The organism is Vibrio sp. Vb1337, assembly GCF_033338715.1.
Taxonomy (GTDB): Bacteria; Pseudomonadota; Gammaproteobacteria; order Enterobacterales; family Vibrionaceae; genus Vibrio; species Vibrio alginolyticus.
In genome coordinates this window covers 1-15,304 of sequence record NZ_JAWOTD010000029.1, presented here as the reverse complement: position 1 = coordinate 15,304, position 15,304 = coordinate 1, and the positions used below count along the sequence as shown (strand labels likewise).

The window sequence follows — 15,304 nt, the reverse complement described above, 5'->3', positions numbered from 1 at the left end:
TAGGGATTCGACGCGACCGAGCTTCCAGAGGCCTGGCATTCCAGACCCCGATCCTCTGGTTCCAAATAAATATCACCAAATACGAAAAAGGCTCTACATTTCTGTAGAGCCTTTTTCTCAATATGGTCGGTGAAGAGGGATTCGAACCCCCGACCCTCTGGTCCCAAACCAGATGCGCTACCAAGCTGCGCTATTCACCGATATGTTTAACTGAGGAATTGTCCCCGTCAACGAGTGCGTATATTACGGATTCTGAACTGTGGCGCAAGTGCTTTTTACAAAAAAACCTTAGGTCTTAATTCGTTTGATGAATAACTGAACACTAGCACGTAAAATGTGACTGATAACTCACAACAAAATACAGTTTATTAACCTTAGCAACATAATTGATCCAGATCAGTGTGCAACAAGACACCGCCATTTAGTTTATTCCTGTCGGGAACATCTTGGAGGAAACGTATGGACTTTTGGCTTGATCTCCTATTTGGTAATGCAGTGGGTCTATCGTCAATGATAGTAATTTTTGGGGCAATTGGTCTGATGTTATTTTACGGCGGTTTCTTCATATACAAGATCATGAACGACAAATCTCCTCACTAGATCTCGCTTAGCTCTAGAAACGCTTTGCACCGGAGTCGGTTACTTGCCTACTCCGGTTTTTTATTTGATCTCAATGCACCACTCATTGATATAATCCTATTATTCTTCCCTGTTCTTAATGAGATTACTGCTATGTCTCACGACGACGATTTTGATCTATTTCAACAGATGATGGGCGATGTAAAGCCAATCACTCAAGACACCACCGAACACAAAAAAGTACACCAAGTAACAGAAGCACAGCTCGCAAAACGCGAAGCAGCAATCTGGTTAACGGAAGATGACCCAGAATACCTATCACTTGATCACGCTGAAATGCTCAAGCCAGAGGACTTTGTTGAGTTCAAACGTGATGGTGTACAGGACGGGGTTTACCGCAAACTTCGCCTTGGTAAGTATCCAATCCAAGCTCGCTTGGATTTGCACCGTAAAACATTGAAAGAAGCACGTGATGAAGTCGTAAAGTTTTTAAAACAGTGCCTATCAATGGACATACGAACGGTCGTTATCGTCCATGGTCGAGGAGAACGCTCAAATCCACCTGCAATGATGAAAAGCTTTGTTAGCAGTTGGCTACGACAAATAAAGGAAGTCCAATGCATCCATAGTGCGCAACGCTTTCACGGTGGAACTGGAGCCGTTTACGTCCTACTTAGAAAAAGTGCGGAAAAGAAATTAGAAACCCGCGAACGTCACCAAAAACGGTTAGGCTAAATTTCACCCTAATGCTAGAATGCCCGCCCTTATTCTTCCTTCCCCTTAGAGGAAGGGAGCTTCATTCGCCGTTGTGAAACGTTAGGAGACAAAAATGTCACAAGACAACGCTAAACGATTAAATAAATTCATCAGTGAAACGGGGTTTTGCTCACGCCGTGAAGCAGACAGACTGATTGAGCAAGGCCGTGTCACCATTAATGGCAACAAACCTGAAATGGGGACAAAAGTGCTACCTGGTGATGATGTTTGTGTGGATGGTAAGCCAGTGGCAGCAAAAGAGAAGCCGATTTATATCGCTCTCAATAAACCAACAGGCATCACCTGTACAACTGAGAGAGACGTCCCTGGAAACATCGTTGATTTCATCGGCCACCAAAAACGTATCTTTCCGATCGGCCGCTTAGACAAACCCTCTGATGGTCTGATCTTTTTGACCAACGATGGCGACATCGTGAACAAAATCCTTCGCGCAGGCAACAGCCACGAAAAAGAGTACGTCGTACGCGTGGACAAGCCAATTACAGGCGAGTTTCTCAAACAGATGTCGAGTGGCGTTAAGATTCTCGACACAGTCACCCTACCTTGCAAGGTAACAAAAGAGACTAAATTCTCTTTCCGTATTGTGCTCACTCAAGGACTTAACCGTCAGATCCGTCGTATGTGTGAAGCGCTGGGCTATGAAGTATTCAAGCTGCGTCGCGTACGCATCATGAATATCTCTCTTGATGGTATTCCGAATGGGAAATGGCGTTATCTAAGTGACGAAGAAGTGGCAGAGATCCTAGCAATGTGTGAAGGCTCGGTAGGTACAGAAGAAGCATCAAAAACAGACTCTAGAGGTCGCAACATTCGTAAAGCGACCGACGCGAAGCTGTTTGATAGCCGAGAAGAAAACCAAGATTCTACTGCTCGTCGTAACCAGAAGACACGAACTTTCCGCGGTAACAATGCTGATGAATTCCGTCATGCACCAAACTCGAAAAAAGGTCAACAAAAGCGTCGTCAGCGTGATGATGAAGGCGGACGTCCAGCTAAAGAACATTACAAAGCGAAACCACAAGGTGAACGCAGTAGACCGCAAGGCGAGCATGGTAAATCACACCGTAAACCAGATGCATCGAGCAATACGCATTCAGCAAACAAGCCTCAATCACCGAGTAAGCCCAAGCAGCATTACATGAACCCAAATGCCGCGAAACCAAGTAAACCAGCTAAACGCACTGGTGGTACATTGAGTCTGAAGAAGTAACGCTTCACTGACAGGCAAGATCAAAAAAGGACGCTCATGAGCGTCCTTTTTATTTGTCATGAGTTTACAAACAAAGAGGTGCAAACTGACCGCGAGTTAAGCTCAGCAAATCTCTCGGGGCTAACTCAATTTCTAAACCACGTTTACCAGCACTCACACAGATTGTGTCTTGCTCTACTGCGCTTTCGTGCAAAAAAGTAGGTAAGGCTTTCTTCTGCCCTAGTGGGCTAATTCCACCAACGACATAACCTGTGGTCTTTTGCGCGATTTCCGGATCAGCCATATCGGCCTTTTTGCCCTTCGCTGCTTTCGCCGCCAGTTTTAGGTTCAGCTTTTGATCAACAGGGATAATCGCAACCGCAAGGTTCTTTGGCTCCCCGTTCAAGCAGAACAACAAGGTTTTAAATACTGTTTTCGGATCCTGTCCTAGCACTTCAGCAGCTTCTAAACCATAACTATCGGCTCTAGGATCGTGCTCATATTGATGGATGGTGTGTGGAATTTTTTTCTTTTTCGCAAGATTAATGGCCGGAGTCATCAAGATTCTCCTCATAAAAACAAAAAGCGCAGACTGAATTGGATCTGCGCTTTTAGTTAATGATATCAGCGAGTTTGAGTCAATCGCTTTTTCTCTGTTGGGTTACTGATCAATCGCCGTATCAACTAAATACGTGATTTCACCTGAAGGGGCATACTCATTAACATCAATAGGGCTGTGTGTTTCTAAATAATCCTTCAGAACCTCAGCATCGGTAAAACCTGTATTTACATACCCTGGATGATCGTCGATTTTAGGGTAACCATCTCCACCAGCAGCATTATAGCTTGGTACTGTAAAGCGGTAATTACCATCTAAGCGAAGTTGCTTATTACCAATAAACACATTGGTTACCTCACCATTATTGATACTCATCGCAATGCCGGCAAACTGTGCATAAGCACCAGAGTCAACAGGCTTAGTTGCAACGACATTTAGATAATCTAATACCTCTTTACCCGTCATATCAACGTAAGAAACCATATTGCCAAATGGCTGAACAGTGAGCACGTCTTTATAAGTAATATCACCCGCAGCAATCGAATCTCGAACACCACCAGAATTCATTACAGCAAAATCTGCTTTCGCACGTTCCATGTGAGCCGTTGCAATTAATCGGCCTAAGTTTGTTTGCTGGTAACGAACCACATTGCGGTCACCCTCAAGCTTACCGTTAGATTCTGCAATCTTCACGTTTAGCTTGCCCTGACCTTTCTCTTGATAAGGACGAAGAAACTCAAGCATCATTTCGTCTTGTTTAATCTCATCTTGGATCAAGACTCGTTGCGACTGACCATCAACTTTAATTTTCTTTTTCAAGTTTACAGGGATTAGATCGTAGCTCACCATCGAGAGTTCGCCATTACGAAACTCGTAATCGGCGCGTCCCACATATTTCCCCCACTCATGTGCCTGAACAATAAAGGTACCATTTTGTTTATCGGGCTGACATTCATCACCTGGTTTAAAGTTCTTTTTGATAACGTTTGGACCTTCCATGCACACAGGTTCTTGTGAGTGTCCTCCAACGATCATGTCGAGATCGCCGTCATTCAAATAACGAGCTAACGCCACATCGCCAGGAGCATTGATGCCTCTATTACCATTTTCATAGTGTCCCATATGCGTGACAGCAAAAATCAGATCTGGATACTCTGTCTCTTTCAGTTCTGCAATCAACTTCTTGGCTTCTTCTTTTGGGTCACGGAAGTCAATTTGTTCAATGAATTCAGGGTTGCCAAGTTTCGCTGTGTCTTCGGTTGTAAGACCAATGACCGCAATTTTAATGCCCTGCTTGTTAAACATCGCGTATGGTTGGAATAAACGCTTGCCAGTATTTTTATCGTAAATATTGGCAGACAACATCGGAAAGTTTGCCCACTCTTGCTGCTTGAATAGCACGTCCAATGGATTATCAAACTCATGATTACCTAGAGCCATCGCATCGTAACCAATTTTGCTCATGCCTTTAAAATCCGGCTCGGCATCTTGTAAATCAGACTCAGGTACTCCTGTGTTGATGTCACCACCAGAAAGCAATAACACGCTCCCCCCCTCAGCCTGTATTTCTTCGCGCAAATCATCGATTAACGTTTTACGCGCCGCCATGCCATATTCACCGTATCGATTTTGCCAAAAGCGACCATGATGATCGTTAGTGTGCAACACGGTCAATTTATAGGTTGTATCGGCATTCCATTCTGGTGCAGGTTGCGTAGCACACCCAGCTAACGAGGCCAAGATAGCGGCACTCAAAACAGTTTTGATCATCAGACGCTGATTCATTTATTTACCTTTTTCTTATTGGGATTACTGACGCACATTTTAAGCATTCGATCTATTTGAAAACCACGTGCACCCTAACACATTGATTTAATAATTATGATGCATTGTTTAGCAATAACAAATTCATCAGTAACAAGTTTGAGAATTTACAGTTTTTCAGATAAAAAAATAGCCAACACTCGGTTGGCTATAGTATTTGTTACCACCAGTCATCTGGCGTTTACTTGATATCGATATCTGCAAAGCTCTTGATTAGATCATCAAGCGATTTCATTTGTGCTAAGAATGGCTCTAACTTGTCTAGAGGCAGTGCAGATGGGCCATCACAACGCGCTTGGTCTGGGTTTGGGTGCGCTTCGATAAATAGACCTGCGATGCCTGTCGCTAGACCCGCTTTTGCAAGCTCAACTGTCTGCTCACGACGGCCGCCAGATGCTGCGCCTGATGGGTCACGCATTTGTAGTGAGTGCGTTACGTCAAAGATGATTGGGCTACCTTTCGAAGCATTTTTCATCACACCAAAACCAAGCATGTCTACAACTAGGTTATCGTAACCGTGGCAAGAACCGCGCTCACATAGGATGATCTTGTCGTTACCGCATTCTGCGAACTTCTCAACGATGTTACCCACTTGACCAGGGCTCATAAATTGAGGTTTCTTCACGTTTATAACCGCACCTGTTTTGGCCATAGCTTCAACAAGGTCAGTTTGACGAGCTAGGAATGCAGGAAGCTGAATAACGTCTACCACGTCAGCGACAGGTTGAGCTTGCGCTTCAGTGTGAACGTCCGTGATGATCTTTACACCAAAAGTGTCTTTCAGCTCCTGAAAGATTTTCATACCTTCTTCCAGACCTGGACCACGGTATGAATGAACAGAACTGCGGTTTGCTTTGTCAAACGACGCCTTAAATACGTAAGGAATACCAAGTTTTTCCGTTACTTTTACGTAGTGCTCACAGATCTGCATCGCAAGATCACGAGACTCAAGAACGTTCATACCTGCAAATAGGGTGAATGGCTTGTCGTTAGCAACCTGAATGTCGCCGATATTAACGATTTTCTGTTCCATTTTGATTCTCTTTTTCTGTCCACGATACGCCACAGTTCGGCACATCGATAAAATTAGTGAAGTGTGACGTGCGTTTCACTCATCACATTAACTTGTGATTTTAGTAGCTCAGAAGCCGGATCGTCAGGGCATTGGTCAATAAAGTACTGAAAATCTGATACCGCTACTTGAGGGCACTCTAGCTGTTGGAAAATAAAACCACGGTCACGAATTTCGTATGGGTCATCTGGCACAAACGTTAGAGCAAGATTCGTACAACGTAATGCCAACGTATAATGCTCTTCACGCAACATCGCACTTTTAATCAATGCCAACCAGCGACCAATAATTGTTGGGTTGTCAGCTTCCTCAAAATGTTCAGGCGTTAGCTGAGCTAACGGTCCTTCCTGGCCAATAAGCCAAGCTTGAAGAATCCTTTCACCTACATACTCACCATTAAATGGGTTGATGTAGTCTGGCTTCTTATGCATCCAATCGACTTTTAACAGGAACTGAGTAGGGAAAGTAACTCCCTTCAACGGGAACCCCAGCTTTTTGCCTAGGTATAACAAAATCGAACCTAAGCTCACAGGAATACCTTTTCTGCGCTCCAACACTTTATCGATGAAGCTGTTGTCCGAAATAAAGTATTCCTGCTCGTCGCCTTTGAATCCCCACTCGTGGAAAAACAGTCGTAGGAATGCATCAAATCGTTGCTCTTCATCGGTTTCATGAACAAGCGTGGCTTCTGCATCTTTGTAAAGACGCTCTAACTCTTGTTTCGCCCAATGTACTTTGGTTTCTGGGTTAATCGCTTTGTTTAGCTCAAGCGCACCTTCCACCAACGGTATATTGTCAAAATCTTCGTCAAAAAACTCTAACATGACGTCTATCCAAATAACGTAGGGCTCTTAGACACAGCAATGTTTGCAGCCATGACCAACCAACCTAATGCGCCGAAAAAGCCAAATATCTTCAGTAGGTTGTTTTTCGCAAGTTTCAATGAGAAGAATCCAAGCGCAATGTACGCCAGTACGCAGGTGATTTTGTTTGTTAACCACGGTGCGGCATCGGTAAACGGGATGAAACCCGTAATGAAAATAAGCGCAATACCTGACACTAGCAATGCAGTATCAACGATGTGGGGAAACACTTTCAAAAAGCGATTATTTCGCTTCGGTGAGTTCATCATCATTAACACGAATCGGATCGATAGTAGCGTCGCGCTGAGAGCGATCGTCACTAAGTGTATGTGTTTTAGAGCTACGTACATTTTTCTTCTCTTTTTAGTTAGTGTTTGCTGACTTCCATGATTAACTGGCCAGACACCCAAGCGTTACTCGATCGTTACCGCCATAATCTTTTTCCGTAGCGACCTGTTGGTAACCAAAGCCACGCATTATCTCACGCACCGCCTCACCTTGATCATAACCATGTTCAAATGCCAGCCAACCGCCCACTTCAAGATACTGACGAGCAAGATCCGAGATATGACGAATATCAGCTAAGCCATTCTCTTTAGCAACTAATGCAGATTTTGGCTCAAAGCGCACATCACCTTGGGATAAATGTGGATCTTTTTCATCAATATATGGCGGGTTGGAGACAATTAAAGCAAACTTCGTACCTTCTGTAATAGGCTCAAACCAACTGCCTTGAGCAAAGGTCACATTTTTGATGTTTAGCTGCTCAGCATTGTACTCTGCAAGTGCTTTCGCTTCTTGCTTAAGGTCTACGCCCATCACTTGACGCTTTGGCATTTCAGATGCAAGCGCGATGGCGATAGCTCCCGTCCCCGTTCCAAGATCTAAAATAGGCCCAGTTTGCTCGTAGGTCTTATCGAGTGCAACTTCGACCAAACGTTCTGTATCCGGTCTAGGTATCAGGGTAGAGGGAGAAACTTTAAACGGTAAAGACCAAAACTCTCGCTCACCAATAATATAAGCGACGGGTTCACCAGTTAAACGTCGTTCAAGTAGAGCGTCAAACTGAGATTTTTGCTCTGCTTCTAACGCTTTTTCTGGCCAGGTCAGCAGGTAAGTTCGTGGTTTGCCAAGGACATGGCAAAGGAGTACAGCTGCATCGAGAGAAGGCGACTCTTTGCCGCCTTCTGCCAGTTTCGCCGTCGCACTTTTCAGTGCTTGCTCAATCGATTGAACTTGGCTCATCGATTAGCCGTTCTCTGCGAGCGCCGCAAGTTGGTCTGCTTGGTGCTCTTGAATCACAGGATCAATCAAGCTCTGCAGGTCACCTTCCATCACTTCGTTCAAACGATAGATGGTCAGGTTGATACGGTGATCAGACACACGACCTTGTGGGTAGTTGTATGTACGAATACGGTCACTACGGTCACCAGAACCTAGAAGGTTACGACGTGTATCAGACACTTCTGCGGCACGACGCTCTTCTTCCGCTTGAACGATACGAGCAGCAAGAACCGCCATTGCTTTCGCTTTGTTCTTGTGCTGTGAACGCTCATCCTGACACTCTACTACCGTACCCGTTGGTAAGTGGGTAATACGGATTGCAGAATCCGTGGTGTTAACGTGCTGACCACCCGCGCCAGATGCACGGAACGTATCGATTTTCAGGTCTGCTGCTTTGATTTCTGGCAGATCCGCTTCAGGGATTTCCGCCATTACTGCTACTGTACAAGCAGAAGTATGCACACGGCCTTGAGATTCAGTTGCAGGAACACGTTGCACACGGTGACCGCCAGACTCAAACTTCAGTACGCCGTATGCACCGTCGCCGCTCACTTTTGCGATCATCTCTTTGTAACCACCGTGCTCAGCCTCGTTTGAAGACATGACTTCGATGCGCCAGCCACGCTTTTCTGCGTACTTGCTGTACATACGGAATAGATCACCCGCGAAAATGCCCGCTTCATCGCCACCCGCACCTGCACGAATTTCTAGGAAACAGTTACGATCATCGTTCGGATCTTTTGGCAGAAGAAGAATCTGTAACTCATCAGTAAGACGCTCAATCGTCGCTTTCGCTTCTTTGATTTCTTCTTGCGCCATTTCACGCATTTCTTCGTCGTCTTCGTTTGCCATCTCTTCAGCGGCGACAAGATCTTCTTGTGCTTGTTGATAAGCTTGGAAGCACTTGGTTACTTCTTCTAGCTGAGAGTACTCTCTTGATAGAGCACGGAATTTGTCCTGATTTCCAATTACATCAGGATCACCAAGAAGATGTTGAACTTCTTCGTAACGTTCTACTAGCGTTTCTAGCTTAGTCAGAATAGAGGCTTTCATAGTGTCGTTTTCTTAATAAAAAGCGTGAGTTATAGATCATCCAAGCCAAGTGTTTGGCGGATAATCGTTAATTTTGCTGGTTCGCCTTGCTCTGCTGCACTTTGCAATGCGCGAGTTGGAGCGTGAATCAGTTTGTTGGTGAGTTTATTACTCAGCTCGCGCAGCACTTTCTCCGGATCTGCGCCTGCCGCTAAAGATTGCAAACTTTTGCTCAGTAACTCTTCACGAATTTCGTTGGCTGATTTGCGATAGTCGCGAATACTATCGACGGCTTGCAGTGAACGCAACCATGTCATAAACGCAGCGCTTTCTTCACTAACAATCGCTTCAGCTTGAATCGCTTCGACTTTACGCTGCTCAATGTTGCTGTCGATGATAGATTGCAAGTCATCAACAGAATACAGATATGCGTCGTTCAGTTCACCGACTTCCGACTCTACATCTCGCGGCACCGCAATATCGACTAACAAGATAGGTTGATGTCGGCGCTGCTTTAGAGCCGTTTCGACCATACCTTTGCCAATAATAGGCAATGGGCTCGCCGTTGAGCTAATCACAATGTCCGCTTTCGCCAAATGTTCAGGAATTTCGTTCAAACTGATCACTTCTGCGCCAAATTGGTCCGCTAAGCCTTGCGCGCGCTCTTTAGTGCGGTTCGCGACAATCATTTTTGTGCAACCGTTGGACGCTAAATGCTTCGCGACCAATTCAATCGTCTCACCCGCACCAACTAAAAGCACGGTTGAATCTGATAACGACTCAAAAATATGTTTTGCCAGTGTACATGCCGCATAAGCCACGGACACGGCATTACCACCAATATCTGTCTCTGTTCTCACCCGTTTGGCGACTGAGAACGTCTTTTGAAACAGTTTATCAATCGAGGCATCGACGGCTTGATGATCTCGCGAGTCAGAAAATGCTTGCTTTACCTGCCCTAAAATTTGAGGCTCACCCAACACCAGAGAGTCAAGACCGCACGATACGCGCATCAAATGCTTTATTGCAGCTTGTTCTTCATGAACATACAAACTCGGCATTAAATCTTCGCGGCTCACTTGATGAAATTGAGCAAGCCAATCGATCAACTTGTTTCGCGCTCCTTGCTTAACATCGCAGTACAACTCAGTTCGGTTACAGGTTGAAACAATCACACTGCCGTTAACCGCTTCGTGCTCTCTAAGTTGCTCGAGTGCAGGGCCGAGTTTATCCGGACCAAACGCCACCTTCTCTCGCAAGTCGACAGACGCTGTATTGTGATTAATTCCAATAGCAAGCAAGGACATCTAACGTGGTATCTCTGGGATAGGTTATAAAATAGGTCCAGAATTTTACTGTAAGCACGCATTTATTGAAAGGGTAAGCCGGATTTGTTTTCCTAAGTGCGACTTTTCAATGCTATAGTTGTGAGCGATTCCCGATGAAACTGATTAATAAGCCATCAAACATGACGTTACGCTCCTTTATTCTTTTTTTCTTGTCGAGCTTACTGCTCGCTGGTTGTTCGTCCGTTCCTGAAAGTGTTACCAGCGTTGAATGGCAAGCTCATGAGCAGCGACTCGAAACCATCCAAGATTTTCAAGCAACGGGGAAACTTGGTTATATTGGCCCAGACCAAAGACAAAATTTAAACTTCTACTGGAAACATTCTTCAGCACTAAGCCAGTTGCGTTTAACAACGATTCTCGGACAAACGGCATTAAAGCTCACCATCACCCCACAAGGCGCCACAGTAGAAACTTACGATGATCAGGTCCTTTCTTCTCGCAGTGCTAATCAGCTGATTTACCGTCTTACAGGGTTGATGATGCCCGTCGATCACATGCCTGACTGGCTATTAGGTCTACCGACCGATGCCGACAAATTCCAACTGTCTCCAACCAATACACTGCAAGCGTTAAACAAACAAATTGGTTTAAATGATTGGAGTATTGCATATCAAAGATATGGCGACGTTCAATGGCATGAACAGTCTCTCCCTCTGCCAAATAAGCTGAAACTCACCACAGCTGATGTCAAAATAAATCTAGTGATCACAAAATGGAACATCACCCAATGATTGAACTTTCAACACGTTGGCCATCACCAGCGAAATTGAATCTCTTTCTATATATCAACGGCCGTACAGAGAATGGCTACCACGAGTTACAAACGTTATTCCAATTCGTCGATCACGGCGATGAGCTCACCATTCAAGCGAACCATTCTGGTGATATTACGATTTCTCCAGAGATAGAAGGTGTGCCTCTTCAAGACAATTTAATTTGGAAAGCAGCAACCGCGCTTCAAACTTACTCAAACTGCCCTTTTGGCGCGCATATTGAGCTACAGAAAGTGCTGCCTATGGGTGGAGGCATTGGTGGGGGCTCATCGAATGCAGCTACAGCATTAGTGGCACTGAATTACTTATGGCAACTGAATCTAACTGACGACGAACTGGCTGAAATAGGTTTAAAACTAGGCGCAGACGTGCCCGTATTTGTGCGCGGATTTGCAGCTTTTGCTGAAGGTGTTGGTGAAAAACTCTCTCCTGCTTATCCCGAAGAAAAATGGTATTTAGTCGTCAGACCGAATGTATCTATCGCAACCGTCGACGTTTTTTGTCATCCAGATCTGACGCGAAACACCCCAAAACGAGATCTAGAAACACTTTTAAATACGCCAAGCGTAAACGATTGCGAAAAAATTGTACGAATGCTCTACCCAGAGGTTGATAAGCAACTTTCTTGGCTGCTACAATACGCGCCGTCAAGATTGACGGGGACAGGATCTTGCGTTTTTGCTGAATTTTCGAGCAAATCTGAAGCAGAAACTATCCTTGCACAACTCTCTGATAAAGTCTCGGCATTTGTCGCTCAAGGGCGCAATATTTCGCCATTAAAAGAGACTTTGGCTGAATACCAATCAGCCTCACACCGACCTATTTAAACTGGACGCAAACCCGAGGTTTCCACCGTGCCTGATATGAAGCTATTTGCTGGTAACGCAACACCTGAACTAGCCCAACGTATTGCTGATCGTCTTTACATCTCTCTTGGTGATGCATCTGTTTCTCGCTTTTCTGATGGCGAAGTTGCAGTTCAAATCAATGAGAATGTTCGTGGTAGCGATGTTTTCATCATTCAATCCACTTGTGCACCGACTAACGACAACCTAATGGAATTGGTTGTTATGATTGATGCAATGCGCCGTGCTTCAGCAGGCCGTATCACTGCAGTTATCCCTTACTTCGGCTACGCTCGCCAAGACCGTCGTGTACGTTCTGCGCGTGTGCCAATTACTGCAAAAGTTGTTGCTGATTTCCTATCTAACGTTGGTGTTGACCGCGTTCTAACTATCGACCTACACGCAGAGCAAATTCAAGGCTTCTTCGATGTACCTGTAGACAACATCTTCGGCACGCCAGTGCTACTTGAAGATATGCAGGCTCGCGGTCTAGATAACCCTGTAGTGGTATCTCCTGACCTAGGTGGCGTTGTTCGTGCTCGTGCAACAGCAAAAGCACTAGGCGACATCGACATCGCAATCGTAGATAAGCGTCGTCCACGTGCAAACGTTTCTGAAGTAATGAACCTAATCGGTGATGTTGAAGGTCGTGACTGTGTGATCGTTGATGACATGATCGACACAGGTGGCACACTATGTAAAGCAGCTGAAGCACTAAAAGAGCGCGGTGCTAAGCGTGTATTCGCTTACGCTACTCACGCAGTATTCTCAGGCAACGCTGCGGATAACATCAAGAACTCAGTTCTTGACCAAGTTATCGTAACTGACTCTATCTCTCTGTCTAAAGAGATGGCTGCAACAGGTAAAGTGACAACACTAAGCCTATCTCGCATGCTGGCTGAAGCGATTCGTCGTATCAGCAACGAAGAGTCAATCTCTGCAATGTTCAACTAATACGAACATTTCAGTTACACTGATTTCAAAAGCACCCCTCTTTGGGGTGTTTTTTTATTTGTACTGATAACTAGAAAATCCCTTGGTCGCCCACCGCGAGTTTTCTGTGCTATCATACTGCGCTTTTTGAGATTCCAGAGAGATCCTAACCTTGAGTCAACAAATCAAACTTCTTGTTGGTCTTGCTAATCCAGGACCAGAATACGCCAGAACTCGTCACAATGCGGGCGCTTGGGTTGTAGAAGAATTAGCACGCGTTCACAACGTTACACTGAAGAACGAACCAAAGTTTTTTGGTCTAACAGGACGCATTATGGTCAATGGCCAGGATCTCCGTTTGCTTATCCCAACCACCTTCATGAATCTATCAGGTAAATCGATCGCAGCGCTTGCGAAATTTTATCAAATTAAACCTGAAGAGATCATGGTTGCTCATGACGAGCTAGACTTACCGCCAGGTGTCGCTAAGTTTAAAAAAGGTGGGGGTCACGGTGGACACAACGGTCTGCGTGACACCATTAGCAAACTGGGCAATAACAAAGATTTTTATCGTCTTCGTATTGGCATTGGTCATCCGGGACACAAAGATAAAGTGGCGGGTTTTGTATTAGGTAAAGCGCCAGCTAAAGAGCAAGAGCTTTTAGATGCAGCAGCTGATGAGGCTGTTCGTTGTCTAGATATCCTGATTAAGGATGGCCTATCTAAAGCACAAAATCGCCTCCACACGTTCAAAGCTGAATAAGGTTACTATCATGGGTTTTAAATGTGGCATCGTTGGTCTACCTAACGTAGGTAAATCAACTCTGTTCAACGCACTAACTAAAGCGGGTATCGAAGCAGCAAACTTCCCGTTCTGTACCATTGAACCAAACACTGGTGTGGTTCCTGTGCCGGATCTACGTCTAGACGCACTAGCTAAGATCGTTAACCCACAGAGAGTTCTTCCAACGACGATGGAGTTCGTGGACATCGCAGGTCTTGTTGCTGGTGCATCACGTGGTGAAGGTTTAGGTAACAAATTCCTAGCTAACATCCGTGAAACAGACGCGATTGGCCACGTTGTACGTTGTTTTGAAAACGAAAACATTGTTCATGTTTCAGGTAAAGTTTCACCTATCGAAGATATCGAAGTGATCAACCTCGAACTTGCAATGGCTGACCTAGATTCTTGTGAGCGAGCGATTCAACGTAACGCGAAGAAGGCAAAAGGCGGCGATAAAGACGCAAAATTTGAACTAACCGTACTAGAGAAACTGTTACCAGTACTAACTGAAGGCGGCATGGCACGCACAGTTGAGCTATCTAAAGAAGAGTTAGCAGCGATCGGCTACTTAAACTTCCTAACACTGAAGCCAACTATGTACATTGCAAACGTAAACGAAGATGGCTTCGAAAATAACCCATATCTAGATGCGGTTCGTGAGTTCGCTGAAAAAGAAAACAATGTCGTTGTACCTGTATGTGCAGCTATCGAATCTGAACTATCTGAACTGGAAGATGAAGATCGCGAAGAATTCCTAGCAGATATGGGGATCGAGGAGCCGGGCCTAAACCGTGTAATTCGCTCTGGTTACGAACTACTGACTCTACACACCTACTTCACAGCAGGTGTTAAAGAAGTACGTGCTTGGACAATCCCTGTTGGTGCAACTGCACCTCAGGCGGCAGGTAAGATCCACACTGACTTCGAGAAAGGCTTTATTCGTGCAGAAGTAGTCGGTTACGACGATTTCATCCAATTCAATGGTGAAAATGGCGCAAAAGACGCAGGTAAATGGCGTCTAGAAGGTAAAGACTACATCGTAAAAGATGGTGATGTTGTACACTTCCGCTTCAATGTTTAATTAAATGAATGAATTCTAAACACTTCATTTACACTAAAAGCCAGCTGTTAAGCTGGCTTTTTTAATACCTTAAGTAAATGAACAAAAATAAATTACGCAACTGCAAGCTAATTTATTTCCAGTTTTAGATCATAAACACGCCTCTTTGTTTAAAAAGGAAGCGAACGAGGTTTTTTCCGAAATTTATTAAAAAAAACTGTTGACGGATCTCACTCAACTTCGCATAATGCGCGCCGTTCCCAACGACAAGGCAACAAAGCGTTGAGAACAAAAAATATGGTTTTGGCTACGTAGCTCAGCTGGTTAGAGCACATCACTCATAATGATGGGGTCACAGGTTCGAATCCCGTCGTAGCCACC

16 protein-coding genes and 2 tRNA genes are annotated in these 15,304 nt (G+C 44.9%); 9 read left to right on the top strand and 9 right to left on the bottom strand.

The window, feature by feature from the left end:
* Positions 1-123 precede the first annotated feature (123 nt).
* Positions 124-200: transfer RNA gene (locus R7E42_RS21810), tRNA-Pro, on the bottom strand.
* Positions 201-459: 259 nt separating this feature from the next.
* Between R7E42_RS21810 and R7E42_RS21805 the strand changes: the two genes are divergently transcribed.
* The 3 genes from R7E42_RS21805 (at position 460) to rluF (ending at position 2,566) form a co-directional block, all read left to right on the top strand.
* Positions 460-600: a DUF3149 domain-containing protein gene (locus R7E42_RS21805; RefSeq protein WP_005382236.1), complete on the top strand. Its 141-nt coding sequence runs from the start codon at positions 460-462 to the stop codon at positions 598-600.
* A 132-nt stretch (positions 601-732) separates the two neighbouring features.
* Positions 733-1,314 (top strand): DNA endonuclease SmrA, encoded by a 582-nt coding sequence (gene smrA, locus R7E42_RS21800; protein ID WP_213894378.1) that lies wholly within the window; start codon positions 733-735, stop codon positions 1,312-1,314.
* A gap of 94 nt (positions 1,315-1,408) precedes the next feature.
* Positions 1,409-2,566, top strand: a complete 1,158-nt coding sequence (rluF, locus tag R7E42_RS21795) for a 23S rRNA pseudouridine(2604) synthase RluF (RefSeq protein WP_064377052.1) — start codon at positions 1,409-1,411, stop codon at positions 2,564-2,566.
* Positions 2,567-2,630: 64 nt separating this feature from the next.
* On the opposite strand, the gene ybaK is transcribed toward rluF, so the two are convergent.
* The 8 genes from ybaK to hemA form a co-directional block, all read right to left on the bottom strand.
* A complete protein-coding gene (ybaK, locus tag R7E42_RS21790; protein ID WP_154204786.1) occupies positions 2,631-3,104 on the bottom strand; it encodes a Cys-tRNA(Pro) deacylase in 474 nt (157 codons plus the stop codon).
* Between the two features lie 102 nt (positions 3,105-3,206).
* Positions 3,207-4,889, bottom strand: coding sequence for a bifunctional UDP-sugar hydrolase/5'-nucleotidase UshA (gene ushA, locus R7E42_RS21785; RefSeq protein WP_253657015.1), 1,683 nt, complete (start codon positions 4,887-4,889; stop codon positions 3,207-3,209).
* 220 nt (positions 4,890-5,109) lie between these two features.
* The gene (gene kdsA, locus R7E42_RS21780; protein ID WP_005384095.1) at positions 5,110-5,961 is read right to left on the bottom strand and encodes a 3-deoxy-8-phosphooctulonate synthase; all 852 of its coding nucleotides are present in this window, start codon (positions 5,959-5,961) and stop codon (positions 5,110-5,112) included.
* Positions 5,962-6,014: 53 nt separating this feature from the next.
* Positions 6,015-6,824 carry a SirB1 family protein gene (locus tag R7E42_RS21775; protein WP_213894381.1) on the bottom strand — a complete coding sequence of 270 codons (810 nt, stop codon included), beginning with the start codon at positions 6,822-6,824 and terminating at the stop codon, positions 6,015-6,017.
* 5 nt (positions 6,825-6,829) lie between these two features.
* Positions 6,830-7,213: a SirB2 family protein gene (locus tag R7E42_RS21770; protein WP_005382225.1), complete on the bottom strand. Its 384-nt coding sequence runs from the start codon at positions 7,211-7,213 to the stop codon at positions 6,830-6,832.
* Between the two features lie 40 nt (positions 7,214-7,253).
* The gene (prmC, locus tag R7E42_RS21765; RefSeq protein WP_017634841.1) at positions 7,254-8,108 is read right to left on the bottom strand and encodes a peptide chain release factor N(5)-glutamine methyltransferase; all 855 of its coding nucleotides are present in this window, start codon (positions 8,106-8,108) and stop codon (positions 7,254-7,256) included.
* Positions 8,109-8,111: 3 nt separating this feature from the next.
* Positions 8,112-9,200 carry a peptide chain release factor 1 gene (gene prfA, locus R7E42_RS21760; protein ID WP_005382222.1) on the bottom strand — a complete coding sequence of 363 codons (1,089 nt, stop codon included), beginning with the start codon at positions 9,198-9,200 and terminating at the stop codon, positions 8,112-8,114.
* Positions 9,201-9,229: 29 nt separating this feature from the next.
* Positions 9,230-10,486, bottom strand: a complete 1,257-nt coding sequence (hemA, locus tag R7E42_RS21755; RefSeq protein ID WP_005384104.1) for a glutamyl-tRNA reductase — start codon at positions 10,484-10,486, stop codon at positions 9,230-9,232.
* Between the two features lie 134 nt (positions 10,487-10,620).
* Here hemA and lolB point away from each other — a divergent pair, with 134 nt between their 5' ends.
* The 6 genes from lolB (at position 10,621) to R7E42_RS21725 (ending at position 15,302) form a co-directional block, all read left to right on the top strand.
* On the top strand, positions 10,621-11,259 hold the full coding sequence (lolB, locus tag R7E42_RS21750) for a lipoprotein insertase outer membrane protein LolB (protein WP_017634843.1): 639 nt from the start codon (positions 10,621-10,623) through the stop codon (positions 11,257-11,259).
* The gene (ispE, locus tag R7E42_RS21745; protein WP_213869001.1) at positions 11,256-12,128 is read left to right on the top strand and encodes a 4-(cytidine 5'-diphospho)-2-C-methyl-D-erythritol kinase; all 873 of its coding nucleotides are present in this window, start codon (positions 11,256-11,258) and stop codon (positions 12,126-12,128) included. Before lolB ends, ispE begins: the two co-directional genes overlap by 4 nt.
* A gap of 27 nt (positions 12,129-12,155) precedes the next feature.
* Positions 12,156-13,100 carry a ribose-phosphate pyrophosphokinase gene (locus R7E42_RS21740; protein ID WP_005393176.1) on the top strand — a complete coding sequence of 315 codons (945 nt, stop codon included), beginning with the start codon at positions 12,156-12,158 and terminating at the stop codon, positions 13,098-13,100.
* Between the two features lie 151 nt (positions 13,101-13,251).
* Positions 13,252-13,842: an aminoacyl-tRNA hydrolase gene (pth, locus tag R7E42_RS21735; RefSeq protein WP_005384112.1), complete on the top strand. Its 591-nt coding sequence runs from the start codon at positions 13,252-13,254 to the stop codon at positions 13,840-13,842.
* A 10-nt stretch (positions 13,843-13,852) separates the two neighbouring features.
* Positions 13,853-14,944, top strand: a complete 1,092-nt coding sequence (ychF, locus tag R7E42_RS21730; RefSeq protein ID WP_005393178.1) for a redox-regulated ATPase YchF — start codon at positions 13,853-13,855, stop codon at positions 14,942-14,944.
* A 284-nt stretch (positions 14,945-15,228) separates the two neighbouring features.
* A tRNA-Met gene (locus tag R7E42_RS21725) sits at positions 15,229-15,302 on the top strand.
* Positions 15,303-15,304 lie beyond the last annotated feature (2 nt).

What these genes read in the sequence shown, in the direction of transcription:
- ispE (WP_213869001.1), top strand. Translation starts at nt 11,256, where the DNA reads ATGATTGAACTTTCAACACGTTGGCCATCACCAGCGAAATTGAATCTC.
- prfA (WP_005382222.1), bottom strand. Translation starts at nt 9,200, where the DNA reads ATGAAAGCCTCTATTCTGACTAAGCTAGAAACGCTAGTAGAACGTTAC.
- hemA (WP_005384104.1), bottom strand. Translation starts at nt 10,486, where the DNA reads ATGTCCTTGCTTGCTATTGGAATTAATCACAATACAGCGTCTGTCGAC.
- ushA (WP_253657015.1), bottom strand. Translation starts at nt 4,889, where the DNA reads ATGAATCAGCGTCTGATGATCAAAACTGTTTTGAGTGCCGCTATCTTG.
- R7E42_RS21775 (WP_213894381.1), bottom strand. Translation starts at nt 6,824, where the DNA reads ATGTTAGAGTTTTTTGACGAAGATTTTGACAATATACCGTTGGTGGAA.
- rluF (WP_064377052.1), top strand. Translation starts at nt 1,409, where the DNA reads ATGTCACAAGACAACGCTAAACGATTAAATAAATTCATCAGTGAAACG.
- kdsA (WP_005384095.1), bottom strand. Translation starts at nt 5,961, where the DNA reads ATGGAACAGAAAATCGTTAATATCGGCGACATTCAGGTTGCTAACGAC.
- prmC (WP_017634841.1), bottom strand. Translation starts at nt 8,108, where the DNA reads ATGAGCCAAGTTCAATCGATTGAGCAAGCACTGAAAAGTGCGACGGCG.
- smrA (WP_213894378.1), top strand. Translation starts at nt 733, where the DNA reads ATGTCTCACGACGACGATTTTGATCTATTTCAACAGATGATGGGCGAT.
- R7E42_RS21770 (WP_005382225.1), bottom strand. Translation starts at nt 7,213, where the DNA reads ATGTACGTAGCTCTAAAACACATACACTTAGTGACGATCGCTCTCAGC.
- R7E42_RS21805 (WP_005382236.1), top strand. Translation starts at nt 460, where the DNA reads ATGGACTTTTGGCTTGATCTCCTATTTGGTAATGCAGTGGGTCTATCG.
- ybaK (WP_154204786.1), bottom strand. Translation starts at nt 3,104, where the DNA reads ATGACTCCGGCCATTAATCTTGCGAAAAAGAAAAAAATTCCACACACC.
- lolB (WP_017634843.1), top strand. Translation starts at nt 10,621, where the DNA reads ATGAAACTGATTAATAAGCCATCAAACATGACGTTACGCTCCTTTATT.
- ychF (WP_005393178.1), top strand. Translation starts at nt 13,853, where the DNA reads ATGGGTTTTAAATGTGGCATCGTTGGTCTACCTAACGTAGGTAAATCA.